The sequence below is a fragment of the Streptomyces sp. NPDC046939 genome, assembly GCF_040644575.1.
Taxonomy (GTDB): domain Bacteria; phylum Actinomycetota; class Actinomycetes; order Streptomycetales; family Streptomycetaceae; genus Streptomyces.
The window spans coordinates 1-22,505 of record NZ_JBEYWV010000013.1; the positions used below are offsets into that span (position 1 = coordinate 1).

Consider the following 22,505-nt stretch of genomic DNA (forward strand, 5'->3'; position numbering starts at 1 on the left):
CCTGCGATGCGCACTTCGTGCGCCATCGCGGGGCGCCCGTTGGAGGCGCCGCCTCCAGGGGCGCGGGGAACTGCGCGAGCAACCACGACGAAGCGACGCGCCCGACTGACGACCGTATGGGGGTAGCGGCGCAGCCGCACCCCCCAGGGGCGCGGGGAACTGCGCGACCAGCCACGACGGCGCGATGGCCGGCCGACGACCGAACCCCCCAGGGGCGCGGGGAACTGCGCGACCGGCCACGACGGCGCGACGGCTGGCAAACGACCGAACCTCCTGCGGCGCTCACCCGCAGCCACCCCCACCCAAGCGCCGCCGATTCCGACCCCCGCCCCGAGCGGAGCGCTACCGTTCGGAGGTATGACCAACGCCGACCCACCCGCCCTGACCCCCCTGGAGCCGATGCCGGACGACTGGGCGAGAGCCCTCGCCGTCGTGGCGCACCCCGACGACCTGGAGTACGGCTGCGCGGCCGCGGTCGCCACGTGGACGGACGCCGGCCGGGAGGTCACGTACGTCCTGGCGACCCGCGGAGAGGCCGGCATCGACACGCTGGAACCGGCCAGGTGCGGCCCGCTGCGCGAGCGGGAGCAGCGGGCGAGCGCCGCGGTCGTCGGCGTCGGCACCGTCGAGTTCCTGGACCACAGGGACGGCGTCGTCGAGTACGGCACGGCGCTGCGCCGCGACATCGCCGCCGCGATCCGCCGCCACCGCCCGGAACTGGTCATCACGCTCAACCACCGGGACACGTGGGGCGGCGTCTACTGGAACACCCCCGATCACGTGGCGGTGGGCCGGGCCACGCTGGACGCCGCCGCCGACGCGGGCAACCGCTGGATCTTCCCCGAGCTGACGGAGCAGGGTCTGGAACCGTGGGGCGGGGTGCGGTGGGTGGCTGTCGCCGGTTCGTCGCAGCCGACGCACGCGGTCGACGCCAGGGCGGGGCTGGAGCGTTCGATCCAGTCGCTGTTGGAGCACCGTACGTACATCGAGGTGCTCACGGACGAGGACCCGGAGACGTACTGCCGCACCTTCCTGACGCGGAACGCGCAGGTGGCCGCCGACCGGTTCGGCGGAAGGCCCGCGGTGCCGTTCGAACTCTTTCCGCGCTGACGGCTGTGCGAGACTCGGGGCGTGGACACTGCCAAGCTCGAACTCGCAGCTCAGCGCTACAGGGAAGCCGTGGAGGCGCTGGAGGGCGCCCAGTTCGACCTCCGGACGGAGGCGCTCGCCGCCCTGCGCCAGGAGGACGCGCGCCCCGGCGACGAGGACGAGGTCGCCCGGATCACGGGGTGGAGCCGCGAGGACCTGCGGCGCCTCGTGGAGGGCGCGCCGGACGAGCCGCGCCCATGATGGCGCGCTCCCGGCTGATCCAGGAGTTGCGCCGCGGCGGCTGCACCCGGGAGACGGCCGCCGCTCTGGTCGAGGACTACGCCCATCAACTGGCCGTGGAGCTGCGCGACACCGGCCATCGGGACGCCGCCGACCTCATCGACCCGCGCGCCGGGCAGTGCACGTGCGGCGCGCCCGAGGGAAGCGACGACGACAGCGCGCAGACCCGCCACTTCTGGCACCACGCCCGCTCCTGCCCCCTCGGCACCGCCTAGGACGGCCCGGTCCATCCCGTGGCGGCCACCACGTCGCGCGCTATGGCGATGACGGACCGGTCGTCCGTCGCCACGCGCACGGTCTCCGGGTGGGACTCCCGGTCCAGGAGCCGCGCCTTGCGGGCGCTCGACGCCAGTTCGTGGGCCAGTTCCGAGCCGAGTTCGCGGCCGGAGAGGCGGGCGTGGGCGGTGGCGTCGGTGGCTGTCAGCAGGACGCGGGTGATCCTGGTCCGCGGCCCCAGGGCGCGTTCGAACATGCCTGTGGTCTCCGTGAGGACGCTCGCCGTGTTCGTGTAGATGAGTCGGCGGCAGCCGGTCGCGGCGAAGTTGGCCCAGACCGCCGTGAGGTTCCGTTCGGTGATCTCCGAGCGGCGCGGGTCGCCGTCCGGCGCGGGGTGGATCTGGCCCATGAAGTCGCCCTCGATCACCGCGTGCGGTACGCCCGCGGCGCGCAGCAGCACCGACACCTCCCAGCCCACCGTCGTCTTGCCGACCCCGGCGCGGCCGCCGAGCAGGAGTGCTTCTGGGGCGTTCCCGTTCTCGTTGCCGTTCATGGAGGGCAGCGTAGGCATGAGGGGGGCGGCGCAAGCACTATGGTGTCGGGATGGTTGCCGAGCTGATCCGTATCGTCTCCCGTTCCTCGCCGATGGCGCTCGCCCAGGTGGAGCGGGTCCGTGCCGAACTCGCCGTTCTGCACCCGGGCGTGCGTACGGAGGTCGTCCCCGTCACCACCAGCGGCGACAAGTGGATGGGGGATCTCGCCAAGCTCGGCGGCAAGGGCGCTTTCACCAAGGAGGTCGACCAGGCGCTCCTCGACGGCCGCGCCGACCTGGCCGTGCACTGCCTGAAGGACATTCCGGCGGACCGGCCGCTGCCGGAGGGGTGCACGTTCGGCGCGTACCTGGAGCGCGACGACGTGCGCGACGCGCTGATCGACCCGCGGGGGCGCACGCTGGACGAGCTGCCCGAGGGCACCCGCATCGGCACCTCGTCCGTCCGCCGTGTCGCCCAACTTGCGGCCAGCCACCCGCACTTGACGTGCGTCCCGATGCGCGGCAACGCCAACCGCAGGCTGGAGAAGCTGGCGGCGGGCGACGCGGACGCGCTGCTCCTCGCCGTGTCGGGCCTGGAGCGGATCGGCCGCCCGGACCTGATCACCGACGCCTTGTCGCCCGAGACCATGTGCCCGCCCATCGGCGCGGGCATCCTCGCGCTGCAGTGCCGCGCCGACGACGAGGCGACCTTGGAGACGGTGAGCGGGCTCGGCCACCGGGACACCTGGCGGGAGGCGACCGCCGAGCGCATGTTCCTGCACGTCCTGCAAGGGCACTGCAACTCGCCGGTCGCCGGGTACGCGCGTGCGGAGCGCAGCGGTGATCTGTCGCTGCGGGCCTGCGTGTTCACGCCCGACGGGAAGCGGGTGCTCAACGCCCAGGAGTGGGCCGGCCCGCTGGACCCCGCGACGCTCGGCATGTCGGTGGCGGTGGCGCTGCTGCGGCAGGGCGCGCGCGAGCTGATCGACTCCATCGCGCACTGAGACCCGCCTTCGAACCCCTACTCGACGGGCAGGGGCCGGGCGGCGCGCGGCAGCCTGCTCGCGGCGGCCGCGCCCGCGCACGACAGGACCGCGAGAACGGTGAGCGTCGGCCCCATCGACGCGGTGAGGTCCCGGCCGGACACGAGCAGCGTCGTGGCGATGGCCGTCCCGAGCGTCGGGCCGACATTCATCGCCGTCTGCTGGAGCCCGCCCGCCACCCCGGCGTCGGCGGCCGCCGCCCGGCGGACGAGGACTTCCGTCGCGGTGACCATGACGGTGCCGAACCCCGTGCCCAGAGCGAACGCGCAGGCACCGACGGACAGCGCCGTCAGCGGCGCCGCAAGCACCATGCACAGCGCGGCGGGCAGCATGACCAGGGACATGTCGAACGCGTCGAGCCCGAGCACGTCCTGAAGGACGCACGTCCTGAAGGATGTACGACGCCACGAACAGGGTGTCTGTTGTCGATGAGGCACCATGGGTCCAGCGCAGCGCACCGCATCGTGTCCTTCCGTCCGACGGAGAGGTGACCATGACCACCGCAGCCTTCGATCCGCGCTCCCTGCTCGCCGAGAGCCGGCTCGGCGTCCTGGCGACGATCAAGAGCGACGGGCGTCCGCAGCTGTCGCCGGTCACGCCGTTCTACGACCGGACGACCGAGACGCTGTACGTGTCCATGACCGAGGGGCGCGCCAAGACGGCGAACCTGCGACGCGATCCGCGCGCCGCGCTGGAGGTCACCGCGCCCGACGCGGGCGCCTGGGCCACCGCCGAGGGCACGGTGCGGCTCGTCGGGCCCGGCGACGACCCGCACGGGCCCGAGGTGGAGGCGCTGGTCGCCTACTACCGCAAGGCGGCGGGCGAGCACCCCGACTGGGACGAGTACCGGGCCGTGATGGTCGCCGACCGCCGGGTGCTGATGGAGATGACGGTCGACCACGTGTACGGGCAGCGGATTCGCTGACCTCTGTCCTAGTCGCCGCCGCCCGTGCGGGTGTCTCATACGCGGCGCGCCCGCGCCCGGGCCACCGCGCGCTCGCCCTCCGGCGAGAAGACCCCGGCGCGCCGCCGCTCCGCCGCGCGCTCCAGGTCGGTGTGGAGGAGGTCGGCGTGCAGGGCGGCCCCGGCCCGGTATCCGGCGCTCGCCGCGTTCACCACCTGCTCGGCCGGGCCCGTCGCGTTGCCGGCCGCGTACACGCCCGGCACGCTGGTCTGCCCCATCGGGTCCACGTCGGTGAACGGCCCGGCCGGGGTCTCCTTCGTGCGGGCGCCGAGCGCGGTGAGCAGCCCGTCCCGCGGGACCATGCGCGGCGCCACGACGAACACCGAGCGGGCGAACTCCCGGCCGTCGGCGAGGCGCACCGCGCTCAGCGCGTCGTCGCGCACCACGAGCCCGTCGAGCTTGCCGCCGATCACGCTCACGCCGGCCGCCGCGAGCATCTGCCAGTCGGCGTCCGGCAGGTCGTCCTCGGCGGCGCCGTCCAGGAACAGTGTCACGTCGTCGGACAACTGGCTGAACAGCAGGGCCTGGTGGATGCCGAAGGCCTTCGCGTACAGGACGCCGATCGCCTGGTCCCTGACCTCCCAGCCGTGGCAGTACGGGCAGTGGATGACGTCCTTGCCCCATCGCTCGGCGACGCCGGGGAGGCCGGGCAGCTCGTCCACGAGGCCGGTGGCGACCACGAGCCGACGGGCGTGCACCTGGCCGCCGTCCGCCAGGAGGACGCGGAACTCGCCGGACCCGTCCGGCTCCGCCGCCGCCACCCGGTCCCGGACCAGTTCCACCCCGTACGCCTCGGTCTCGCGCCGCACCTCCGCCAGGAACTCGGCGGGCGGCATGCCGTCGCGCGAGGGGTAGCCGTGCATGTGCGCGGCAGGCGCGTTGCGCGGCTCGCCCGCGTCGACGACGAGGACCGAGCGGCGCGAGCGGCCCAGGACCAGCGCGGCCGCGAGGCCCGCCGTCCCTCCGCCGACGACCACGACGTCGTACGCGTCCCGCGCGCGCTGCCGGTTGTTCATGGGGACCACCTCGTCTGCGATACGTGCCTGTCTCCTGCCGCGTCCGACGGTGCATCCGGACCCGCGCCATTGACAAACGGACTTGCCGAAACTGCAATGGACCCATGAAGCGGAACTCTCCCCACCCCACGGACGAGGCGCCCGAGGCGAGCATGGACGCCGTGCTCGGCGGGGTCGGGCCGCGCCTGCGCGCCCTGCGCAAGGAGCGCGGCGCCACGCTCTCCGGGCTCTCCGAGGCCACCGGCATCTCGGTCAGCACGCTCTCCCGCCTGGAGTCGGGGCTGCGCAAGCCCAGCCTCGAACTGCTCCTGCCGATCGCCCGCGCCCATCAGGTGCCGCTCGACGAGCTGGTCGGGGCGCCGCCCGTCGGCGACCCGCGCGTGCGCGCCAAGCCGATCGTGCGGCACGGCCGGACGATGATCCCGCTCACCCGTCAGCCCGGCGGGCTCCAGGCGTACAAGGTGATCGAGCCGGCGCGCACGGACGAGCCGGAGCCTCGGACGCACGAGGGGTACGAGTGGCTGTACATGCTCTCCGGCAAGCTGCGACTGGTGCTCGGCGAGCACGATGTGATCCTCGGTCCCGGTGAGGCGGCGGAGTTCGACACCCGTGTGCCGCACTGGTTCGGGGCGACGAAGGACGGGCCCGCCGAGTTCCTGAGCCTGTTCGGGCCGCAGGGGGAGCGGATGCATGTGCGGGCACGGCCGTCGCGGGGCGGATCGGACTGAGCGGCGTGCGGCGGTGTCCGGGATCGGCATTCCCAAGGGGGCAAGCGACCGCTTAGTATGCGGCTGAACGCGAACCTGGTAGCCAGTCCGTGGAGGCCCCGCATGCAGGCATGGCAAGTGCACGAGAACGGCGAGCCGAGCGAGGTGATGCGGCTCGAGGAGATCGAGCGCCCCGTGCCCGGTGACGGGCAGGTGTCGCTCAAGGTGCTCGCGGCCGACATCAACTTCCCGGACGCGCTGCTCTGCAAGGGCCAGTACCAGGTCAGGCCCCCGCTCCCGTTCACCCCGGGCGTGGAGATCTGCGGCGAGACCGAGGACGGGCGCCGTGTCATCGCCACCCCGGCGCTGCCGCACGGCGGCCTCGCCGAGTACGTCGTCGCCGACGCGCGCGCCCTGCTGCCCGCGCCCGACGCCCTCGACGACGCGGAGGCCGCCGCCCTGCACATCGGCTACCAGACCGGCTGGTTCGGCCTGCACCAGCGCGCCCGCCTCCAGGAGGGCGAGACGCTGCTCGTGCACGCCGCCGCGGGCGGGGTCGGCAGCGCCGCCGTCCAGCTCGGCAAGGCCGCGGGCGCCCGCGTCATCGGCGTCGTCGGCGGCCCCGACAAGGCGAAGGTCGCGCGCGACCTTGGCTGCGACGTGGTCGTGGACCGGCGTAGCGAGGACGTCATCGCCGCCGTGAAGGAAGCCACCGGCGGCCACGGCGCCGACGTGATCTACGACCCCGTCGGCGGCGAGGCGTACACGCAGTCGGCCAAGACGGTCGCCTTCGAGGGCCGCATCGTCGTCGTCGGCTTCGCCAGCGGCACCATCCCGAGCCCCGCGCTCAACCACGCCCTGGTCAAGAACTACTCGATCATGGGCCTGCACTGGGGCCTGTACGCCACCAAGAACCCGAAGCTCATCGCGCACTGCCACGCCCAGCTCACCGAGCTGGCCGCGCGCGGCGCCATCAAGCCGCTGGTCAGCGAGCGCGTCGACCTGACGGAGGCGGCGTCCGCCGTGCAGCGCGTCGCCGACGGGGTCACCACGGGCCGCGTCGTCGTCGTCCCCGGCCTCCACGCGCGTAAGGAAGGAGCCGCGGCATGACCACCCCCGACGCCGCGCGACTGCGCACCCTCACCCAGGAGTTCCTGGCCGCCCACCCGCCCGCCACCACGCCCCGCGCCGACTTCCTCAGCGCCCGCTTCGACGCCGGACTCGCCTGGGTGCACTACCCGAAGGGGCTCGGCGGGCTCGACGCGCCGCGCGCGCTCCAGGCCGTCGTCGACGCCGAACTGGAAGCGGCCGGCGCCCCCGACAACGCGCCCCGGCGCAACGGCATCGGGCTCGGCATGGCCGCCCCGACCATCCTCCACTACGGTACCGACGAGCAGAAGCAGCGGTTCCTCAAGCCGCTCTGGGTCGGCGACGAGATCTGGTGCCAACTGTTCAGCGAGCCCGGCGCCGGGTCCGACCTCGCCGCGCTCGGCACCCGCGCCGTTCGCGACGGCGACGACTGGATCGTCAACGGGCAGAAGGTGTGGACGTCCGGCGCGCACAACGCCCGGTTCGCCATTCTCATCGCCCGCACCGACCCGGACGTGCCCAAGCACCGGGGCATCACCTACTTCGTCTGCGACATGGCCGACCCCGGCGTCGAGGTGCGGCCACTGCGCCAGATCACCGGCGAGGCCGAGTTCAACGAGGTGTTCCTCACCGACGTCCGCATCCCCGACGCCCACCGCCTCGGCGCCGTCGGCGACGGCTGGAAGGTCGCCCAGACCACCCTCAACAACGAGCGCGTCGCCATCGGCGGCATGCGCCTGCCGCGCGAGGGCGGCCTCATCGGCATCGTCGCCAAGACGTGGCGCGAACGCCCCGAACTGCGCACGCCCGACCTGCACCAGCGTCTGGTGAAGTTGTGGGTCGACGCCGAGGTGGCCCGGCTCACCGGTGAGCGGTTGCGCCAGCAGCTCGTCGCGGGCCACCCCGGCCCCGAGGGCGCCGGCATGAAGCTCGGCTTCGCCCGCCTCAACCAGGAGATCAGCGGCCTGGAGGTCGAAATCCTCGGCGAGGAGGGCCTGTTGTACGACGACTGGACACTGCGCCGCCCCGAACTCGTCGACTTCGCGGGCCGCGAGGCCGGATACCGCTACCTCCGCGCCAAGGGCAACAGCATCGAGGGCGGGACGAGCGAGGTCCTGCTGAACATCGTCGCCGAACGCGTCCTCGGCCTGCCGCCCGAGCCGCGCACCGACAAGGACGTCGCCTGGAAGGACCTCGCCCGATGAGTACCCGGAGCACCCAGCCCGATCTGCTCTACTCCGAGGAGGAAGAGGCGCTGCGCTCGGCCGTCCGCGACCTCCTCGCCGACCACAGCGACGCCGCCACCGTGCTCGCCCGCGTCGAGACGGACGAGCCGCACGACCGCGCCCTGTGGAAGAACCTCGCCGAGTCCATGGGCCTCGCGGGGCTCCTGATCCCCGAGGACCTCGGCGGCCAGGGCGCCTCCCACCGCGAAGCGGCCGTCGTCTGTGAGGAACTGGGCCGGGCCGTCGCGCCCGTCCCGTACCTGACCAGCGCGGTCATCGCGACGGAAGCGCTGCTCGGCTGCGACACCGACGAGGCGCGGGCCCTGCTCACGGCCCTGGCGTCGGGCCGGACCGTGGGTGCGCTCGCGGTCCCGCTGTCGGCGGCGCCGGGTGCCTGCCCCGACTCCGTACGGGCGTCGGACGGGGCCCTGACCGGACGTGTCACGGCGGTGGCGGACGCGGCGGCGGCCGACGTGTTCCTGGTCCCCACGCCGGACGGCCTGTACGCGGTCGACGCCACGGCCTCCGGAGTCACGGTCGAGCCCCAGATCTCGTTCGACCGCACACGCCCGCTCGCGGCCGTGACGTTCGAGGCGGCGACGGCCCGCCTCCTCACCACGGACGCGGCCCCCGCGATCCGGCGGGCCCTGCGCGCGGGTGCCGGACTCCTGGTCTCCGAGCAACTCGGCATCGCCGACTGGCTGCTGACGGAGACGGTGCGCTACACGCGCGACCGCAACCAGTTCAACCGGCCCGTCGGCTCGTTCCAGGCCCTCAAGCACCGGCTCGCACAGCTCTGGCTGGAGGTCGTCAACACCCGCGCCGCCGCCCGCAACGCGGCCGACGCGCTCGCCTCCGACAGCACCGACACCGACCTCGCGGTCGCCGTCGCCCAGGCGTACGCGGCGCCGGTCGCGGTCCGCGCCGCCGAGGAGGCGCTCCAGTTGCACGGCGGCATCGGCATGACCTGGGAACACCCGATCCACCTCTACCTGAAGCGCGCCAAGGCGGACTCCATAGCCCTGGGCACCCCGGGCCGCCACCGCGAACACGTGGCCGAACTGGCCGACCTCCAGGCGCCGTGACCGGCCGATAGACACCGCCCCCCGGCACGGCGACGAGCACGCCGAGGGGGCGGCCCGCGGTGCGGGCCCGCCATGACGTCCGTATGAACCATGCGCGGCAGTCCGGCCAACTCCCGGTTCAGGGCTGCCCCTTGGTGTTCCGCGCGCCTCATACTCACCGTGTCCGTCCGTCCCCTCCGACCGACACGGGAGGCACCCATGGCCCCGACCACCCGTCGCAGAGCCCTCGGTACGCTCGCTGCCGCGTTCGCCGCAGGCGCCGCCGCGCCGCAGCTCGCCCACGCCGGGGAGGGCAAGCGCGGGCCGCGGCCGCTGCTGCGGGCCCACGCGCACAACGACTACGAGCACCCGCGGCCCCTCTTCGACGCGCTGGACCACCGGTTCAACAGCGTCGAGGCCGACATCTACCTCGTCGACGGCGATCTGCTCGTCGCGCACGACCCCGTCGACCTGGACCCGAGCCGTACGCTCGAATCGCTGTACCTCGCCCCGCTCGCCGCCCGCGTGCGGGCCCAGCACGGGTCCGTCTACCGGGGGTGGCGGATACCGTTCCAGTTGCTGATCGACATCAAGACCGAGGGCGCCGCCACCTACCTCGAACTCGACCGGCAACTGCGGCGGTATCGCGGCCTGTTCACGACTTACGCCCACGGCCGCGTCCGCACCGGTCCGATCACCGCCGTCGTCTCCGGGGACCGCGCCGCCCGCGCCCCGATGGAGGCCCAGCGCGCCCGCAGCGCCTTCTACGACGGGCGCCTCACCGACCTGGGGACGCCCGCCCCGGCGTCGTTCGCTCCGCTGATCAGCGACAACTGGTCCAACAACTTCAGCTGGCAGGGCGTCGGCCCGATCCCCGCCGCCGAGCGCGCCAAGCTGCGCGGCATCGTCGCCGCCGCCCACAAGCGCGGCCAGCGCGTACGGTTCTGGGCCACGCCGGACCTCCCGGGCCCCGCCCGCGACGCGGTCTGGACCGAACTGCTCGCGGCGGGCGTCGACCACCTCAACACCGACGACCTCGCCGGCCTGGAGCACTTCCTCACCGCCCATAACGGGTGAGCCAGATATAACACCCGATCGGGGGACAGGTCAGACACCGCCGAACGGCCTCCGCTGCGCCACACTTGCGGCCGAAAGCCACGGTGCCGGCGTGGCGGAGGAGGTTCGACGGTGTCTCTGTCCATTTCCATCGTGCTGCTGCTCCTGGTCGTCGCGGTGATCTTCCTGCGCAACGGGGCCATGAAGTTCTCGCACGCTCTCGTGTGTGTCCTGCTCGGCTTCCTGCTCGCGGGCACGAACGTGGCCCCGACCATCAACGACGGCCTGAACGCCACCGCCGGCCTGGTCAGCAGCCTCCAGCCCTGACCCCGTACGGCAAGGGGCTCAGCGGCGCGTCCACACCCCGATGCCGTTGGCGACCGCCCGTTCGGGGGCGTCCGTGGGGTGGTTGAGGACCGTCACCGAGGGCGCTCCCGGTGCGCGGGCCACCAGGGTCGAGGAACCGCCGCCGTCGAGCGAGAACGCGTCGTCCGCGCCGAGCGCGCGCATGGTCGCGGCGATCTCCGCGATCGACAGGCCCGTGCGGTACGCGGGCGCGCCGTCCAGGGCGAGGAGGTAGAGCGTGCGGCCGTGGCCGCCGATGCCCGCCGCCGTACGGACCGCCGACGTCCTCGCGTCCAGGCCGGGCAGCGGCGCGCCGTCACGAAGGACCGGGTAGCCGCCGACCGCGAACCGGTACGGCACGCGCGAGCGCTCCGCCACCAGGCGGTGCCGCACCCGTACCGGATCGCCCGCCGACAGCTTCCGCAGCCACTGCGCACCCGCCTCCCGGCCCACCAGGACGGTGGTGCCGTCCGCGATCGGACCGGCGCCCGGCGTGTCGGCCGCCGAGACGACACGCCCGTGGCGCACCGTCACCTCGTACGTGTCCGTGCTGCACGGCGCCGCCCGCTGCGTGTCCGTGCCGCACGTGGCCCGCACCCGCGAGACACTGCCCCACTGCGGGGTGAACGCGCCGACCGAGCCGACGGGCAGCGCGTACTGGTTGAGCCCGCCGAGGGGCAGCCGGTCCGTCCGCGTGCGCACCGAGCCGTCCAGGGCCATGCTGTCGAGCCGCGCCCGCCGGTCCACGCCGACGCCGAGCACGTCCCGCGTGGAGGTGCCGGGCGGCAGGGCGGGCCCGAACCGCTGCCCGTCCGGCACGGCCGCCTTCAGGGTGTGGCCGCTCGCGACCGCCGGGCCGACCGCCGCTCCCGTCGCCTCGACGCCGGGGTGCTGGGCCTCGCTGATGTTGAAGAAGTCCCCGTTGACCCCGCCGACGGCGCCGCTCGCGTCCGCCATCGCGGAGACGGTGGCGCGGGCCCCGACCGCGCCCGGGTGCAGCAGGTCCACGCGCACGCGCGGGTCGCGCAGGTCGACGGTGAGGAGATGGGCGTGCGCGGTGCCCCTGGCGCCGGGCACGTCGAACTCGGCGTACGACACGCCCGGCGCGACCCGCCCGGCCTCCGTGGCCGCGCCCGCCGGTGCCGCCACCGTCAGACCGGTACCGGTCAGCGCGCCCACGAGCGCCAGGCTCGCGAGGACCTGCTTGCGTCTCTTGCCAACTCTCGTCTGCATCAGGGGAGTTCAGCAGACGACAGCGGCCCCGTCGACGGCTACGCGCCGACGAGCCGGGAACGGATGAGGAAACGTACTCCTTCCGGCGCCTCCAGGGAGAACCCGCTGCCGCGCCCCTCGACGACGTCGACGATGAGCCGGGTGTGGCTCCAGACCTCGTACTGGCTCCGCGACATCCAGAACGGCACCGTCTCCGCCACCCCGTCGACGGCCAGCTCGGCGAGGAGGATGTCCGCGGCTCCGGTGCGGAACTCGCCCGCCGGGTAGCACATGGGCGCGCTGCCGTCGCAGCAGCCGCCGGACTGGTGGAACATCAGCGGCCCGTGGTCCGCGCGCAGCCGCCGCAGCAGCTCGGCGGCGGCCGGGGTCAGCTCCACACGGGGCACGTCGTCACGGGCGTCGTCGCTCATGACACCGCAGTGAAGACGACAGGACGTTGCGACCACGTTGCACGCGCGGGCGGCCCGCACGCATAGGCTCCGCACATGGAACAGAGGGAGATCGTTCTGCGGGCCATCGGCGTACTGACCGAGACGCAGGAGATGGTGCGCAGAATCAACGACGGGGCCGAGCTCGACAACGACCTCACCCAGCTCGGGCGGCTCGTGTCGGAGGTGTTCCCGACCATCGAGATCCCGGCCGGGGCCGACCCGGAGGAGGCCGCCGAGCTGGCCATCGCCGCGCTCATGCCGGCCAGCGTGTCGCTCGTCGAGGCGTTCGCGTTCCTCTTCACGCAGCTCGCGAAGGTGCACGACGAGGGGCGGACCGACGTGGGCTCCACCGAGCTGCTGCGGGAGATCGCGCTGCGGATGTCCGACCCGGGCGGCCTGGAGGCGGACGAGGAGGACTGACCCGCCCGTGAGACCTTCCGCGGCTACTTGTGCGGGTCGCGGAAGCGGCCGAACGCCTTCGTGAGCGCGCTCAGCGGTGAGCCGTCCGCCCTGGACTGGCCGGTCCCGGCCGGTCCGGGCGGCGGGGCGGCCGCCCCGACCTCGGCGAGCGCCGCCTGGGCCGCCTCGGCCGCCTCCCGGTACAGGTCGCGCGATTTCGTCATGGCGTCGAGCGCCTCCGCGTACCGGCCGACCATCGCCTGGGCGTGGACCAGCTCCTCCTCGTGCGTCAGCAGGTGCCAGCCGTGCCGCAGCCGCAGCAGGGCCCGCTCGGCGTCCGGGGTGAGGGGCTGGGGCAGCGCCGCGTACTCGTTGATCCGCTGGAGCAGCTCGACCGGCTCCGAGCCGTCGAGGAACACATTGCGCACGGCGAAGCGCTCCGCGTCGTACCCCGGCTCCAGCGGGGCCGTCGGCAGGAGCACCGCGCCGCCGCGCGGCATCCGCAGCTTCAGCTCCCGCTTCATCGCGAAGTCGGCGATCTGCGCCTGCTCCGGAGTGGCCCGGTGCTCGATCACCCGGTGGCGCAGGCTCGGCGGCAGGAACTGGATGACGGGCTGCTGACCCCGTACGTCCGGCGTCATCGCCTCGTGCACCAGGACGTGCACGTACCAGCTCTCGCGGGTGCAGTCCCGCAGCCGGTGGCGCAGCTCGTCGTCGTCCTTCGGCAGGTGGTTCACGGCGCGCAGGCGCACGCCGGGGATCATGGCGTGGTCCCACGGGATTATGTCGCTGTCCGGCCAGAACATCGTGACGGGCGAGGCCCAGTGCGGGTGCCACGCCCGCTCCGCCTCCGCCGCCAGGACCCAGATCACACCGTCGCCGTCCTTGCGGCGCCCCTCGGGCTCGTACGTCGTCAACTGCGCGCGCACCGTGACGTCGTCGGCGACCCGCCAGCGCGCCTCGAACAGACGGCGTGCGGTGGGGCCCGGGTCGGCGGTCTCGTCGCGCGGGTGCAGGACGGTGGAGCGGGCCGCCTCGGCCGGTTCGAGGTCGAGGAAGTCGTCGAGCACCCCGGCCGCCTTGAGGGCGATCAGGTTGCGCCGTACGTCCTGCTCGGGTTCGGGGCCGAGGTGGCGTCCGTGCCCGAGCCAGGCGGTGTCGGGGACGGTCATCGAGGGGTCGCTGTTTTTGGCCATGGGGTTTTCTGTGAGTGGTCGGGGCACGACCAGTATGGGCCGTGGATCGCCCGCCGGAAGAGGGCAGGGTGGGCGGGTGTCGGGATTGTCGCGCGTGTACGCGCCTCGCGCCGCCCCGCAACGCCGTGGCGTTCGCCACTGATCCCGTAGGGTCGACGGATGGCCCGCTATTTCGACGTGCACCCCGAGAACCCGCAAGCCCGCATCATCGGCGCGGTCGCCGACTCCGTCCGCGACGGCGCGCTGATCGCCTACCCCACGGACTCCTGCTACGCGCTCGGCTGCCGCCTCGGCAACCGCGAGGGCGTCGAGCGGATCCGCGCGATCCGGCACCTCAACGACAAGCACCACTTCACCCTGGTCTGCCAGGACTTCGCGCAGCTGGGCAGGTTCGTGCACATCGACAACGACGTGTTCCGCGCGGTCAAGGCGGCGACCCCGGGCAGCTACACGTTCATCCTGCCCGCGACGCGCGAGGTGCCGCGCCAGCTGCAGCACCCGAAGAAGAAGACGGTCGGCGTCCGCATCCCCGACCACGTCGTGACGCAGGCGCTCCTCGCCGAGCTGGGCGAGCCGCTGCTCTCCAGCACCCTGCTGCTGCCCGGCGAGGACGAGCCGCTGACGCAGGGCTGGGAGATCAAGGAGCGCCTCGACCACGCGGTGGACGCGGTGCTCGACTCCGGTGACTGCGGCACCGAGCCGACGACCGTCGTCGACTTCTCCGACGGCGAGGCCACCGTCGTGCGGCGCGGCGCGGGGGACCCCGACCGCTTCGAGTGACGGCTACCGGTGGCCGGTGAGCGTCCCCAGGAAGCGGATGTGGGGGCGCTCGCCCGGTCCCGGCCTGCTGAGGTGCGCGCGGACGCCGTAGACGTCGGCGATCAGCTCCTCGGTGAGGACGGCGCCGGGCGCGCCCGCCGCGACGACCCGGCCCCGGCGCAGGACGACGACCTGGTCGCAGTAGGTGGCGGCCAGGTTCAGGTCGTGCAGGGCGACGACGCTGGTCAGCCCGAGTCCGGAGATCAGGTCGAGGAGTTCGAGCTGGTGCTGGATGTCCAGGTGGTTCGTCGGCTCGTCGAGCAGCAGCTCGCGCGGCTCCTGCGCGAGGGCGCGCGCGATCTGCGCCCGCTGCCGCTCGCCGCCCGACAGGGTGTGCCACAGCCGGTCCGCGTGGCCGGTCAGACCGGTGCGCTCCAGCGCGTCGCGGACCGCCGTCTCGTCGGCGGCGGAGAGGGACGACCAGGCCCTGCGGTGCGGGACGCGGCCGAGCCGTACGACGTCGGCGACCGTCAACTCCACCTGCGTGTCCGCCTGTTGGTGGACGAGCGCGATGCGCCGGGCGGCCGTCCTGCGCGGTACGCCGCCCAGCGCGCTGCCGTCGAGCGTGACGACACCGGACGCCGGGGCGAGGACCCCGGCGAGCAGGCGCAGCAGGGTCGACTTGCCGGAGCCGTTGGGCCCGAGGACGCCGGTGACGGCGCCGGGCCGGGGCGTCAGGCTCACCCCGTCCAGGACCAGCGCGCCGCCCGCCGACCAGGAGACGCGGTCCGCCGCCAGGCCCGCGCTCACCGGACGCCCCGTCCCCGGAAGAGGACGAGCACGAACGCGGGCACGCCGATCAGCGACGTCACCACCCCCACCGGAACCTCCTGCGGTTCGAGGACCGTACGGGCCAGGGTGTCGACCCAGACCAGGAACACCGCCCCGGCGACCGCCGTGACCGGGAGCAGCCGGGTGTGCCCGGCGCCGACCAGGGCGCGCGCCGCGTGCGGAAGGACGAGCCCGACGAAGCCGATCGCCCCGGCCGCGCTGACCAGCGCCGCCGTGAGCAGCGCCGTCGCGCAGAGCAGGACGAGCCGGGTCCGCGCGACGTGCACGCCGAGCGCGGCGGCGGCCTCCTGCCCGAAGGCGAACGCGTCCAGCGTCCTCCCGTACCCGAGGCACACCGCGAGCGTCACCGCGAGCACGGCGAGGCACAGCCACACCTCGGTCCAGCCGACGCCGCCGAGCGAGCCGAGCAGCCAGAACAGGACGCCGCGGGTCGTCTCCGCGTCGGCTGCGGTCAGCACCACGAACGAGGTCAGCGCCGAGAACAACTGCATCGCGGCGACCCCGCACAGCACCACCCGGTCGGTCGTGCCGCCCAGCATGTGGCTGAGCATGAGGACGAGCGCGAACGAGCAGAGCGCGCCGAGGAAGGCGCCGCCGGAGACGGAGAGCGCGCCGCCGCCGAGGCCGAGGACCACGACCAGGACGGCCCCGGTGGAGGCACCCGAGGAGACGCCGAGCACGAACGGGTCGGCGAGGGGGTTGCGCAGCAGCGCCTGCAACACCGTGCCGCAGACCGCGAGCCCCGCGCCGCAGACCGCCGCGAGCAGGGTGCGTGGCAGCCGCAGGTTCCACACGATGCCGTCGCGGATCGGGGAGAGGTCCGAGGTGCCCCAGCCCAGGCGGGCACCGACCGCCGACCACACGTCGGCCACGCGGATGTGCGCGGGGCCGATCGTGATGGCGACGGCGACCGACGCGCAGAGCACCGCCAGGCCCGCCGCCCAGCAGAGGGCGGGCCGGATCACCGCCGCGCTCACGTGTCTCACGTGTCCAGGCCGAACTCGCGCAGCGCGGCGGCCACCTTCTCCACGCCCTCGACGGTCCGGATGGTGGGGTTCAGGGCCTGCCCGCTGAGCAGCACGTACCGCTCCTTCCGTACGGCCGTCATGTTCCTGGTGACCGGGTCGGACTCCAGGAACCCGATCTTCTGCGCGGCGGACTCGGCGGACTGCGAGCGGCGCGTCAGATCACCGATGACCAGGACGTCCGGGTCGCGGTCCGCGACCGTCTCCCAGTTGATCTGCGGCCACTCCTCGCGCGTGTCGTCGAAGACGTTGCGCACGCCCAGCTCCTTGGTGACGATGCCGGGCGCGCCGCAACACCCGGCCATGTAGGGCGAGTCGGAGTTGGCGAACCAGTACAGGACGCTCACGCCGTGGCCGTCGACCCCCGCCCTCGCCTCGGCGACACGGGACTTGAGCCGCGCGACGAGCTTCTCGCCGCGCTCCCTCACGTCGAAGATCCGCGCCAGGTCGCGGATCTCGCCGTAGACGGTGTCCATGGTCAGCGCGCTGGTACGCACCCCGTCGCCGTCGCCGCTGTTGTCCTTGCCCGCGCAGTCGCTGGGGGAGAGGTAGGCGGGCACGCCGAGCTCCCCGAACTTCTCGCGCGGTGCGACGCCGCCCTTGCCGAGCGTGTACTGGAAGGAGGCGGCGACGAAGTCCGGCTCGGCGTCGAGGACCTTCTCGAAGGAGGGGTAGCGGTCGGCGAGCCGAGGCACCTGGGCGTTCGCCTTCTCCAGCCCCTTGAGCACCGGGTCGGTCCAGGTCGCCGTCCCCGCCATCCGGTCCGCGAGGCCGAGGGAGAGCATGATCTCCGCCGCTCCCTGGTCCAGGGCGACGGCGCGGCGCGGGGTGTGCGCGACGCGGACCTTCGCGCCGCAGTTGTCGAGCGTGACGGCGGCGTCGGCACCCTTGGCGGTGCCGGCCGGGCCCGCGCCGCCGCTGCCGCACGCGGTGAGGAGGAAGGCGCCCGCGAGCAGCGGTGCGAGGGGGCGGAGTCGACGTGCGAAGGGCACGGGTGTTCCTTAAGCGTCCAGGGCCCATACGCGGAGCCGGCCTACGGTTCACCCCCGGCCGGATGCCGGTCCGGAGGCCGCCAGCAGGTCTTCGGACTCGGGATCGTCCTGGCGGAGCGCCTTCCCGAACCGGCACGCGGCTCAGTGGCAGTGGCCCCGCCCGTCCCCCTCACCGCTGCGCGTCAGCTCCGGACTTCCACCGGATTCCCTGACCCGTACGCGTTCGAAAACGCACAAAGGTACGACTGGCTTACGGAACGTATCACGGGCCTGCCCGGCCCCCCCCACCATCGTTCACCGCCCCCGCCGGACCGGCCACACGTCTCGTCGCGCCAAGAATGGCGGTCATGCCCGCCCGCGCCCAGCATGGGAAGCGTGGTGGCAACCGAAGGCGTGGCGTCGGCAGAAGGGCACTCAGGCATGCACTCCTCGTTGAACCCGGTGATCCTGCGGGACCTGCGCGCGCCGCGGCCCTACCCGGCCGTCTCCCTGACCATGCCCACCCACCGGACGCAGCCCGCCAACGCGCAGGACCCCGTCCGCCTCGACAACCTCGTCCGCGAGGCCGTGCGCCAGCTCGACACGGACCCCGGCGTGACCGAGGAGCGCCGGGACGAGGTGGTCGCCGAGCTGGAGGCCGCGGTGGCCGAGATCGACCTCGCGTACGTCCGTGACGGCCTCCTGGTCTTCGCGGCGCCCGGCGAGCACCAGGCGTGGCTCGTCGACCGGACCGTGCCCGAGCGCGTCGTGCTCGCGGACACCTTCCTCACCCGCAACCTCGTCGCCGCCGACGCCGCGCAGCGCCCCTACTGGGTCCTCGCCGTGGCCGCCGACCGGATCACCCTCTGGGACGGCCGGGGCGCCCGCGTCACCGAGCACACCGCGCACGGCTTCCCGCAGACCCGCGGCCTTGACCGCCCCGACTCCGAGCGCAAGGAGCGCGTCGGGGACCTGCCCAGCACCTTCCACAGCGAGGAGACCCGGCAGTTCTTCCGGGAGGCGGACACCGCCCTCGCCGCCGTCCTGCGCGCCGCGCCGCGCCCCCTCCACCTCACCGGCGACCCAGCCGCGCTCGCCCTCTTCGCCGACGCGGGCAGCACCGCGCACGACGCGGTCCAGGTCCCCGTCGGCGGACTCGCCCAGGCGACGCCGGAGACGGTCGCCCGGGCCGTCGGCCCCGCCCGCGCCGAGGAGGCCGAACGGGCGGTCGCCGACGCGCTCGCCGCCCTCGACCGGGCGCGCGGCGGCAACACCTACGCCGCCGGTGTGGACGAGGTCTGGGAGAAGGCGTCGGACGGCCGCATCCACCGGCTCGTGGTCGAGGAGCACTACCGCGCCACCGTACGGGCGGGCGACGGCCACCTCCAGCCCGCCGCCGACGACGACCTGGACGCCGTCCACGACATCGTCGACGAGATCGTGGAATCCGCCCTGGAGACCGGCGCACGGGTCGACTTCGTCCCCGACGGGACGCTGGAGGAGGCGGGGCACGTGGCCGCCGTCCTGCGCTTCTGACGACCGGAGAGGAACTGACGACCGGAGAGGAACCCCTCGGGAGGCGAGCTCTCGTGGTGCCGGTCGCTATCTTGTGGACCATGCAGTCCTACACAATCGGCCAGGCGGCGCGGCTGCTCGGGGTGAGCCCGGACACCGCGCGGCGCTGGGCCGACGCGGGCCGGGTCGTCACGCACCGGGACGAGACCGGGCGCCGGCTCATCGACGGCAAGGACCTCGCCGCGTTCTCCGTGGAGCTGGCCAAGGGTGCGGGCGGCGACGAGGACGTCTCGTACACCTCCGTGCGCAACGCGTTCCCCGGCATCGTCACCGCCGTCAAACTCGGCGACGTGGCCGCGCAGGTCGAGATCCAGGCCGGACCCCACCGCCTGGTGTCACTGCTGACCCGGGAGGCCGTCGAGGAGCTGGGCCTTGAGGTCGGCATGGAGGCGACGGCCCGCGTGAAGTCGACCAACGTCCACATCGACCGGGCCTGACGCGCTGAGCACTCCAGTCCGGCGCCGACGCGGCGCGGAGAATCCCACTGGCGCACATGCGTAGGTCCAAGCCCCAGCAGCCCCGCTCATGCGATGCGACAGAAGACGGGAGCCTCGCAGATGCGGCAGTATGATCCACGTAGTCCGGCGATGGCCGCACCCGTCGCACGGCCGTGAGCAACGCTCAGGAACCGAGGGAGTGGACCCGTGATGACCCGTTCCGCGCGCCGGACCCGGCGGATGCTGTCCCTGGGCGGTCTCGCCGCCGCCGCGCTGCTGACCCTGAGCGCCTGTGGCTCCTCCGACTCCGGCGGTGACTCCAGCGGCGAGTCCGGCTCGTCGTCCTCGGCGGAGCGGAAGCCGTCCGGCACGGTCACCGTGTTCGCGGCCGCCTCGCTCAAGGAGAGCTTCACGACGCTCGGCAAGCAGTTCGAGAAGGCGCACCCCGGCACCAAGGTCACCTTCAACTTCGGCGGCAGCGACAGCCTCGCCGCCGGCATCACGGGCGGCGCCCCCGCCGACGTGTTCGCCGCCGCGAGCCCTAAGACGATGAAGACGGTCACCGACGCGGGCGACGCGGCCGGCGCCCCGGTCACCTTCGTCCGCAACCAGCTGGAGATCGCCACCCTGCCCGGCAACCCGGACAAGGTGGCGTCCCTCAAGGACCTCACCGAGCCGGGCCTCAAGGTCGTGCTCTGCGACAAGACCGTGCCGTGCGGCGCCGCCGCGAAGAAGGCGCTGGACGCGAGCGAGTTGAAGCTGACCCCTGTCTCGTACGAGCAGGACGTCAAGAGCGCCCTGACCAAGGTCGAGCTGAAGGAGGCCGACGCCGCCGTCGTGTACAGGACCGACGTGAAGGCGGCGGGTGACAAGGTGGAGGGCGTGGAGTTCCCCGAATCGGCCGACGCCGTCAACGACTACCCGATCGCCCTCCTGAAGGACGCGCCCAACGCGGCGGCGGCGAAGGCGTTCATCGCGCTGGTCCGCTCCGACGACGGCCAGAAGGTGCTGACCGGGGCCGGATTCCGCAAGCCGTGACCCAGCCCGACCAGCGCGCCGCCGCGGCCGACACCCTCCAGGGCGGCCCGCGGCGCCGTCGCACCCGTGGCCGCGCGGCCCCGCTGCCGCTGCTCCTGCCCGCCCTCGTGGGCCTCGCGTTCCTCGTCGTGCCGCTGCTCGCCCTGCTCGTCCGCGCCCCGTGGAGCGACCTGCCGTCCCAACTGACCAGCACCGAGGTGTGGCAGGCGCTGCGACTCTCCCTCGTCTGCGCCACGTCGGCGACGCTCGTCAGCCTGGTGCTCGGCGTGCCGCTCGCCTGGCTGCTCGCCCGCACCGAGTTCCGCGGCCGCGGTCTCGTACGGGCCCTGGTGACGCTGCCCCTCGTCCTGCCGCCCGTCGTCGGAGGCGTCGCCCTGCTGACGGCGCTGGGCCGCAACGGCGTCGTCGGCCAGTACCTGGACCAGTGGTTCGGCCTGACCCTGCCCTTCACGACGACCGGTGTGGTGATCGCGGAGGCGTTCGTCGCGATGCCGTTCCTCGTCATCAGCGTCGAGGGCACCCTGCGCGCCGCCGACCCGCGCTACGAGGAGGCGGCGACGACGCTCGGCGCCTCCCGCTTCACCGCGTTCCGCCGCGTGACGCTGCCGCTGATCGCCCCCGGCATCGCCGCGGGCTCGGTCCTCGCCTGGGCCCGCGCCCTCGGCGAGTTCGGCGCGACGATCACCTTCGCCGGGAACTTCCCCGGCCGCACCCAGACCATGCCGCTCGCCGTCTACCTCGCCATGCAGAGCGACCCGGCCGCGGCCATCGCCCTCAGCCTGGTCCTGCTCGCCGTGTCCGTCACGGTCCTCGCGGGCCTGCGCGACCGCTGGATGACCGCCTCATGACGCCCCGCACCGCACCGGGCACGGACGGCGCGCCCGGGCTCGACGCCCGCCTCGTCGTCGACCGCGGTACCTTCCGGCTCGACATCGCCCTCACCGCCGCCCCCGGTGACGTCGTCGCCCTGCTCGGACCGAACGGGGCCGGGAAGACCACCGCCCTGCGCGCCCTCGCCGGGCTCGTCCCGCTCGACGACGGGCATCTGCGCCTGGACGGCACCGAACTGGACGGCACGCCGCCCGAGTCCCGGCCCGTCGGCGTCGTCTTCCAGGACTACCTGCTCTTCCCGCACCTCAGCGCCTTGGACAACGTCGCGTTCGGGCCGCGCTGCCAGGGCCGGACCAAGGCCGAGGCCCGCACCGAGGCCGCCGCATGGCTCGACCGGATGGACCTCACCGCCCACGCCGGGGCCAAGCCGCGCCGTCTCTCCGGCGGCCAGGCGCAGCGCGTCGCCCTCGCCCGCGCCCTGGCCACCCGCCCGCGCCTGCTCCTCCTCGACGAACCGCTCGCCGCGCTCGACGCCCGTACGCGACTCGACGTACGGGCCCAACTCCGGCGCCACCTCGCCGAGTTCGAGGCCGTCGCCGTCCTGGTCACCCATGATCCGCTGGACGCCATGGTCCTCGCCGACCGCCTCGTCGTCGTGGAGGACGGGCGCGTCGTGCAGGAGGGCGCGCCCGGCGACATCGCCCGCCGCCCGCGCACCGACTACATCGCCCGGCTCGTCGGCCTCAACCTCTACCGGGGCCGCGCCGAAGGCCACACCGTCCACCTCGACGACGGGCCCGCGATCACCACCACCGAGGAGCTGAACGGCCCCGCGTTCGTCGCCTTCCCGCCCAGTGCGGTGACCCTGCACGGCGAACGCCCCACCGGCACCAGCGCCCGCAACCTGTGGCGCTGCGAGGTCACCGGCATGGAGACGCACGGCGACCGGGTCCGAGCCGCCCTCACCGGCGAACTCCCGCTCGCCGTCGACCTGACGACGGTGGCCGCGGCCGAGCTGAACCTGCACCCCGGCGCCGCGGTCTGGGCCACGGTCAAGGCGACGCAGACCCACGCGTATCCGGCGTAGACGGGCCAGGACGGCCGCCGTACG

The 22,505-nt window shown here is 73.7% G+C and carries 27 protein-coding genes and 1 riboswitch; of the genes, 18 read left to right on the forward strand and 9 right to left on the reverse strand.

Translation table 11 applies throughout. The features are described from left to right. The first annotated feature begins 357 nt into the window (after positions 1 to 357). From ABZ877_RS16000 to ABZ877_RS16010, 3 genes are read left to right on the forward strand one after another with little or no spacing between them, the layout of a single operon-like run. Positions 358 to 1,110: a PIG-L deacetylase family protein gene (locus ABZ877_RS16000; RefSeq protein WP_361070519.1), complete on the forward strand. Its 753-nt coding sequence runs from the start codon at positions 358 to 360 to the stop codon at positions 1,108 to 1,110. Positions 1,111 to 1,131: 21 nt separating this feature from the next. After that, entirely contained in the window at positions 1,132 to 1,350 is a 219-nt protein-coding gene (locus ABZ877_RS16005; RefSeq protein WP_361070522.1) for a hypothetical protein, read from the forward strand. Then, complete coding sequence (locus tag ABZ877_RS16010; protein ID WP_361070525.1) at positions 1,347 to 1,604, forward strand: hypothetical protein; 258 nt, start codon at positions 1,347 to 1,349, stop codon at positions 1,602 to 1,604. Before ABZ877_RS16005 ends, ABZ877_RS16010 begins: the two co-directional genes overlap by 4 nt. Here ABZ877_RS16010 and ABZ877_RS16015 read toward each other — a convergent pair. Continuing rightward, entirely contained in the window at positions 1,601 to 2,158 is a 558-nt protein-coding gene (locus ABZ877_RS16015) for a hypothetical protein (protein ID WP_361070528.1), read from the reverse strand. The genes ABZ877_RS16010 and ABZ877_RS16015 overlap by 4 nt on opposite strands. Positions 2,159 to 2,208: 50 nt before the next feature. Here ABZ877_RS16015 and hemC point away from each other — a divergent pair, with 50 nt between their 5' ends. Next, complete coding sequence (gene hemC / locus ABZ877_RS16020) at positions 2,209 to 3,141, forward strand: hydroxymethylbilane synthase (protein ID WP_361070531.1); 933 nt, start codon at positions 2,209 to 2,211, stop codon at positions 3,139 to 3,141. Between the two features lie 17 nt (positions 3,142 to 3,158). Here the strand turns inward: hemC and ABZ877_RS16025 are convergent, their stop codons facing one another. Beyond that, on the reverse strand, positions 3,159 to 3,548 hold the full coding sequence (locus ABZ877_RS16025; RefSeq protein ID WP_361070534.1) for a hypothetical protein: 390 nt from the start codon (positions 3,546 to 3,548) through the stop codon (positions 3,159 to 3,161). A 125-nt stretch (positions 3,549 to 3,673) separates the two neighbouring features. Here ABZ877_RS16025 and ABZ877_RS16030 point away from each other — a divergent pair, with 125 nt between their 5' ends. Next, entirely contained in the window at positions 3,674 to 4,105 is a 432-nt protein-coding gene (locus ABZ877_RS16030; RefSeq protein ID WP_361070537.1) for a PPOX class F420-dependent oxidoreductase, read from the forward strand. 35 nt (positions 4,106 to 4,140) lie between these two features. On the opposite strand, the gene ABZ877_RS16035 is transcribed toward ABZ877_RS16030, so the two are convergent. Beyond that, positions 4,141 to 5,160: an NAD(P)/FAD-dependent oxidoreductase gene (locus ABZ877_RS16035; RefSeq protein WP_361070540.1), complete on the reverse strand. Its 1,020-nt coding sequence runs from the start codon at positions 5,158 to 5,160 to the stop codon at positions 4,141 to 4,143. 152 nt (positions 5,161 to 5,312) lie between these two features. Between ABZ877_RS16035 and ABZ877_RS16040 the strand changes: the two genes are divergently transcribed. The 6 genes from ABZ877_RS16040 to ABZ877_RS16065 all read left to right on the forward strand — a co-directional run bounded on the left by ABZ877_RS16040 (position 5,313) and on the right by ABZ877_RS16065 (position 10,629). Further along, positions 5,313 to 5,888 carry an XRE family transcriptional regulator gene (locus ABZ877_RS16040; protein WP_361071081.1) on the forward strand — a complete coding sequence of 192 codons (576 nt, stop codon included), beginning with the start codon at positions 5,313 to 5,315 and terminating at the stop codon, positions 5,886 to 5,888. Positions 5,889 to 5,990: 102 nt separating this feature from the next. Further along, positions 5,991 to 6,977, forward strand: coding sequence for an NADPH:quinone oxidoreductase family protein (locus ABZ877_RS16045; RefSeq protein WP_361070543.1), 987 nt, complete (start codon positions 5,991 to 5,993; stop codon positions 6,975 to 6,977). Then, complete coding sequence (locus tag ABZ877_RS16050) at positions 6,974 to 8,161, forward strand: acyl-CoA dehydrogenase family protein (RefSeq protein ID WP_361070546.1); 1,188 nt, start codon at positions 6,974 to 6,976, stop codon at positions 8,159 to 8,161. The genes ABZ877_RS16045 and ABZ877_RS16050 overlap by 4 nt, the downstream gene beginning before the upstream one ends. Beyond that, positions 8,158 to 9,267, forward strand: a complete 1,110-nt coding sequence (locus ABZ877_RS16055) for an acyl-CoA dehydrogenase family protein (protein WP_361070549.1) — start codon at positions 8,158 to 8,160, stop codon at positions 9,265 to 9,267. Before ABZ877_RS16050 ends, ABZ877_RS16055 begins: the two co-directional genes overlap by 4 nt. 198 nt (positions 9,268 to 9,465) lie before the next feature. Beyond that, on the forward strand, positions 9,466 to 10,323 hold the full coding sequence (locus tag ABZ877_RS16060; RefSeq protein WP_361070551.1) for a phosphatidylinositol-specific phospholipase C/glycerophosphodiester phosphodiesterase family protein: 858 nt from the start codon (positions 9,466 to 9,468) through the stop codon (positions 10,321 to 10,323). A 111-nt stretch (positions 10,324 to 10,434) separates the two neighbouring features. Continuing rightward, positions 10,435 to 10,629 carry a hypothetical protein gene (locus ABZ877_RS16065; RefSeq protein WP_361070554.1) on the forward strand — a complete coding sequence of 65 codons (195 nt, stop codon included), beginning with the start codon at positions 10,435 to 10,437 and terminating at the stop codon, positions 10,627 to 10,629. Positions 10,630 to 10,647: 18 nt separating this feature from the next. Here ABZ877_RS16065 and ABZ877_RS16070 read toward each other — a convergent pair whose 3' ends face one another. Further along, positions 10,648 to 11,880, reverse strand: coding sequence for a phosphodiester glycosidase family protein (locus ABZ877_RS16070; RefSeq protein WP_361070555.1), 1,233 nt, complete (start codon positions 11,878 to 11,880; stop codon positions 10,648 to 10,650). A gap of 38 nt (positions 11,881 to 11,918) precedes the next feature. Beyond that, positions 11,919 to 12,290, reverse strand: a complete 372-nt coding sequence (locus ABZ877_RS16075; protein WP_361070558.1) for a DUF779 domain-containing protein — start codon at positions 12,288 to 12,290, stop codon at positions 11,919 to 11,921. Positions 12,291 to 12,365: 75 nt separating this feature from the next. On the opposite strand from ABZ877_RS16075, the gene ABZ877_RS16080 reads away from it, so the two are divergent. Further along, positions 12,366 to 12,731, forward strand: a complete 366-nt coding sequence (locus tag ABZ877_RS16080; protein WP_361070561.1) for a hypothetical protein — start codon at positions 12,366 to 12,368, stop codon at positions 12,729 to 12,731. Between the two features lie 23 nt (positions 12,732 to 12,754). On the opposite strand, the gene ABZ877_RS16085 is transcribed toward ABZ877_RS16080, so the two are convergent. Continuing rightward, a complete protein-coding gene (locus tag ABZ877_RS16085; RefSeq protein WP_361070563.1) occupies positions 12,755 to 13,906 on the reverse strand; it encodes a hypothetical protein in 1,152 nt (383 codons plus the stop codon). Positions 13,907 to 14,065: 159 nt separating this feature from the next. Between ABZ877_RS16085 and ABZ877_RS16090 the strand changes: the two genes are divergently transcribed. Further along, positions 14,066 to 14,686 carry an L-threonylcarbamoyladenylate synthase gene (locus tag ABZ877_RS16090; protein ID WP_361070566.1) on the forward strand — a complete coding sequence of 207 codons (621 nt, stop codon included), beginning with the start codon at positions 14,066 to 14,068 and terminating at the stop codon, positions 14,684 to 14,686. A gap of 3 nt (positions 14,687 to 14,689) precedes the next feature. Here ABZ877_RS16090 and ABZ877_RS16095 read toward each other — a convergent pair whose 3' ends face one another. The 3 genes from ABZ877_RS16095 to ABZ877_RS16105 are packed head-to-tail and all read right to left on the reverse strand — an operon-like array spanning position 14,690 to position 17,534. After that, positions 14,690 to 15,475: an ABC transporter ATP-binding protein gene (locus ABZ877_RS16095; protein ID WP_361070569.1), complete on the reverse strand. Its 786-nt coding sequence runs from the start codon at positions 15,473 to 15,475 to the stop codon at positions 14,690 to 14,692. Beyond that, a complete protein-coding gene (locus ABZ877_RS16100) occupies positions 15,472 to 16,503 on the reverse strand; it encodes an iron chelate uptake ABC transporter family permease subunit (RefSeq protein WP_361070572.1) in 1,032 nt (343 codons plus the stop codon). The genes ABZ877_RS16095 and ABZ877_RS16100 overlap by 4 nt, the downstream gene beginning before the upstream one ends. Continuing rightward, on the reverse strand, positions 16,500 to 17,534 hold the full coding sequence (locus ABZ877_RS16105) for an ABC transporter substrate-binding protein (RefSeq protein ID WP_361070575.1): 1,035 nt from the start codon (positions 17,532 to 17,534) through the stop codon (positions 16,500 to 16,502). Before ABZ877_RS16105 ends, ABZ877_RS16100 begins: the two co-directional genes overlap by 4 nt. 64 nt (positions 17,535 to 17,598) lie before the next feature. Beyond that, a riboswitch (cobalamin riboswitch) is annotated at positions 17,599 to 17,796 on the reverse strand. 158 nt (positions 17,797 to 17,954) lie between these two features. Between ABZ877_RS16105 and ABZ877_RS16110 the strand changes: the two genes are divergently transcribed. The 5 genes from ABZ877_RS16110 (at position 17,955) to ABZ877_RS16130 (ending at position 22,481) form a co-directional block, all read left to right on the forward strand. Further along, the gene (locus ABZ877_RS16110) at positions 17,955 to 19,049 is read left to right on the forward strand and encodes a chemotaxis protein (RefSeq protein ID WP_361070577.1); all 1,095 of its coding nucleotides are present in this window, start codon (positions 17,955 to 17,957) and stop codon (positions 19,047 to 19,049) included. Between the two features lie 80 nt (positions 19,050 to 19,129). Further along, positions 19,130 to 19,525 carry a helix-turn-helix transcriptional regulator gene (locus ABZ877_RS16115; protein WP_361070580.1) on the forward strand — a complete coding sequence of 132 codons (396 nt, stop codon included), beginning with the start codon at positions 19,130 to 19,132 and terminating at the stop codon, positions 19,523 to 19,525. A gap of 210 nt (positions 19,526 to 19,735) precedes the next feature. Then, entirely contained in the window at positions 19,736 to 20,563 is an 828-nt protein-coding gene (gene modA, locus ABZ877_RS16120; protein WP_361070582.1) for a molybdate ABC transporter substrate-binding protein, read from the forward strand. Next, entirely contained in the window at positions 20,560 to 21,411 is an 852-nt protein-coding gene (gene modB / locus ABZ877_RS16125; protein ID WP_361070585.1) for a molybdate ABC transporter permease subunit, read from the forward strand. The genes modA and modB overlap by 4 nt, the downstream gene beginning before the upstream one ends. Beyond that, positions 21,408 to 22,481, forward strand: coding sequence for an ABC transporter ATP-binding protein (locus ABZ877_RS16130; RefSeq protein WP_361070588.1), 1,074 nt, complete (start codon positions 21,408 to 21,410; stop codon positions 22,479 to 22,481). The genes modB and ABZ877_RS16130 overlap by 4 nt, the downstream gene beginning before the upstream one ends. Positions 22,482 to 22,505 lie beyond the last annotated feature (24 nt).

Bases quoted from the DNA above. Each gene is read 5' to 3' on its own strand.
- ABZ877_RS16000 (WP_361070519.1), top strand. From the start codon at position 358: ATGACCAACGCCGACCCACCCGCCCTGACCCCCCTGGAGCCGATGCCG.
- ABZ877_RS16010 (WP_361070525.1), top strand. From the start codon at position 1,347: ATGATGGCGCGCTCCCGGCTGATCCAGGAGTTGCGCCGCGGCGGCTGC.
- ABZ877_RS16015 (WP_361070528.1), bottom strand. From the start codon at position 2,158: ATGAACGGCAACGAGAACGGGAACGCCCCAGAAGCACTCCTGCTCGGC.
- hemC (WP_361070531.1), top strand. From the start codon at position 2,209: ATGGTTGCCGAGCTGATCCGTATCGTCTCCCGTTCCTCGCCGATGGCG.
- ABZ877_RS16030 (WP_361070537.1), top strand. From the start codon at position 3,674: ATGACCACCGCAGCCTTCGATCCGCGCTCCCTGCTCGCCGAGAGCCGG.
- ABZ877_RS16035 (WP_361070540.1), bottom strand. From the start codon at position 5,160: ATGAACAACCGGCAGCGCGCGCGGGACGCGTACGACGTCGTGGTCGTC.
- ABZ877_RS16040 (WP_361071081.1), top strand. From the start codon at position 5,313: ATGGACGCCGTGCTCGGCGGGGTCGGGCCGCGCCTGCGCGCCCTGCGC.
- ABZ877_RS16045 (WP_361070543.1), top strand. From the start codon at position 5,991: ATGCAGGCATGGCAAGTGCACGAGAACGGCGAGCCGAGCGAGGTGATG.
- ABZ877_RS16050 (WP_361070546.1), top strand. From the start codon at position 6,974: ATGACCACCCCCGACGCCGCGCGACTGCGCACCCTCACCCAGGAGTTC.
- ABZ877_RS16055 (WP_361070549.1), top strand. From the start codon at position 8,158: ATGAGTACCCGGAGCACCCAGCCCGATCTGCTCTACTCCGAGGAGGAA.
- ABZ877_RS16060 (WP_361070551.1), top strand. From the start codon at position 9,466: ATGGCCCCGACCACCCGTCGCAGAGCCCTCGGTACGCTCGCTGCCGCG.
- ABZ877_RS16070 (WP_361070555.1), bottom strand. From the start codon at position 11,880: ATGCAGACGAGAGTTGGCAAGAGACGCAAGCAGGTCCTCGCGAGCCTG.
- ABZ877_RS16075 (WP_361070558.1), bottom strand. From the start codon at position 12,290: ATGAGCGACGACGCCCGTGACGACGTGCCCCGTGTGGAGCTGACCCCG.
- ABZ877_RS16080 (WP_361070561.1), top strand. From the start codon at position 12,366: ATGGAACAGAGGGAGATCGTTCTGCGGGCCATCGGCGTACTGACCGAG.
- ABZ877_RS16085 (WP_361070563.1), bottom strand. From the start codon at position 13,906: ATGGCCAAAAACAGCGACCCCTCGATGACCGTCCCCGACACCGCCTGG.
- ABZ877_RS16090 (WP_361070566.1), top strand. From the start codon at position 14,066: ATGGCCCGCTATTTCGACGTGCACCCCGAGAACCCGCAAGCCCGCATC.
- ABZ877_RS16110 (WP_361070577.1), top strand. From the start codon at position 17,955: ATGCACTCCTCGTTGAACCCGGTGATCCTGCGGGACCTGCGCGCGCCG.
- ABZ877_RS16115 (WP_361070580.1), top strand. From the start codon at position 19,130: ATGCAGTCCTACACAATCGGCCAGGCGGCGCGGCTGCTCGGGGTGAGC.
- modA (WP_361070582.1), top strand. From the start codon at position 19,736: ATGACCCGTTCCGCGCGCCGGACCCGGCGGATGCTGTCCCTGGGCGGT.
- ABZ877_RS16130 (WP_361070588.1), top strand. From the start codon at position 21,408: ATGACGCCCCGCACCGCACCGGGCACGGACGGCGCGCCCGGGCTCGAC.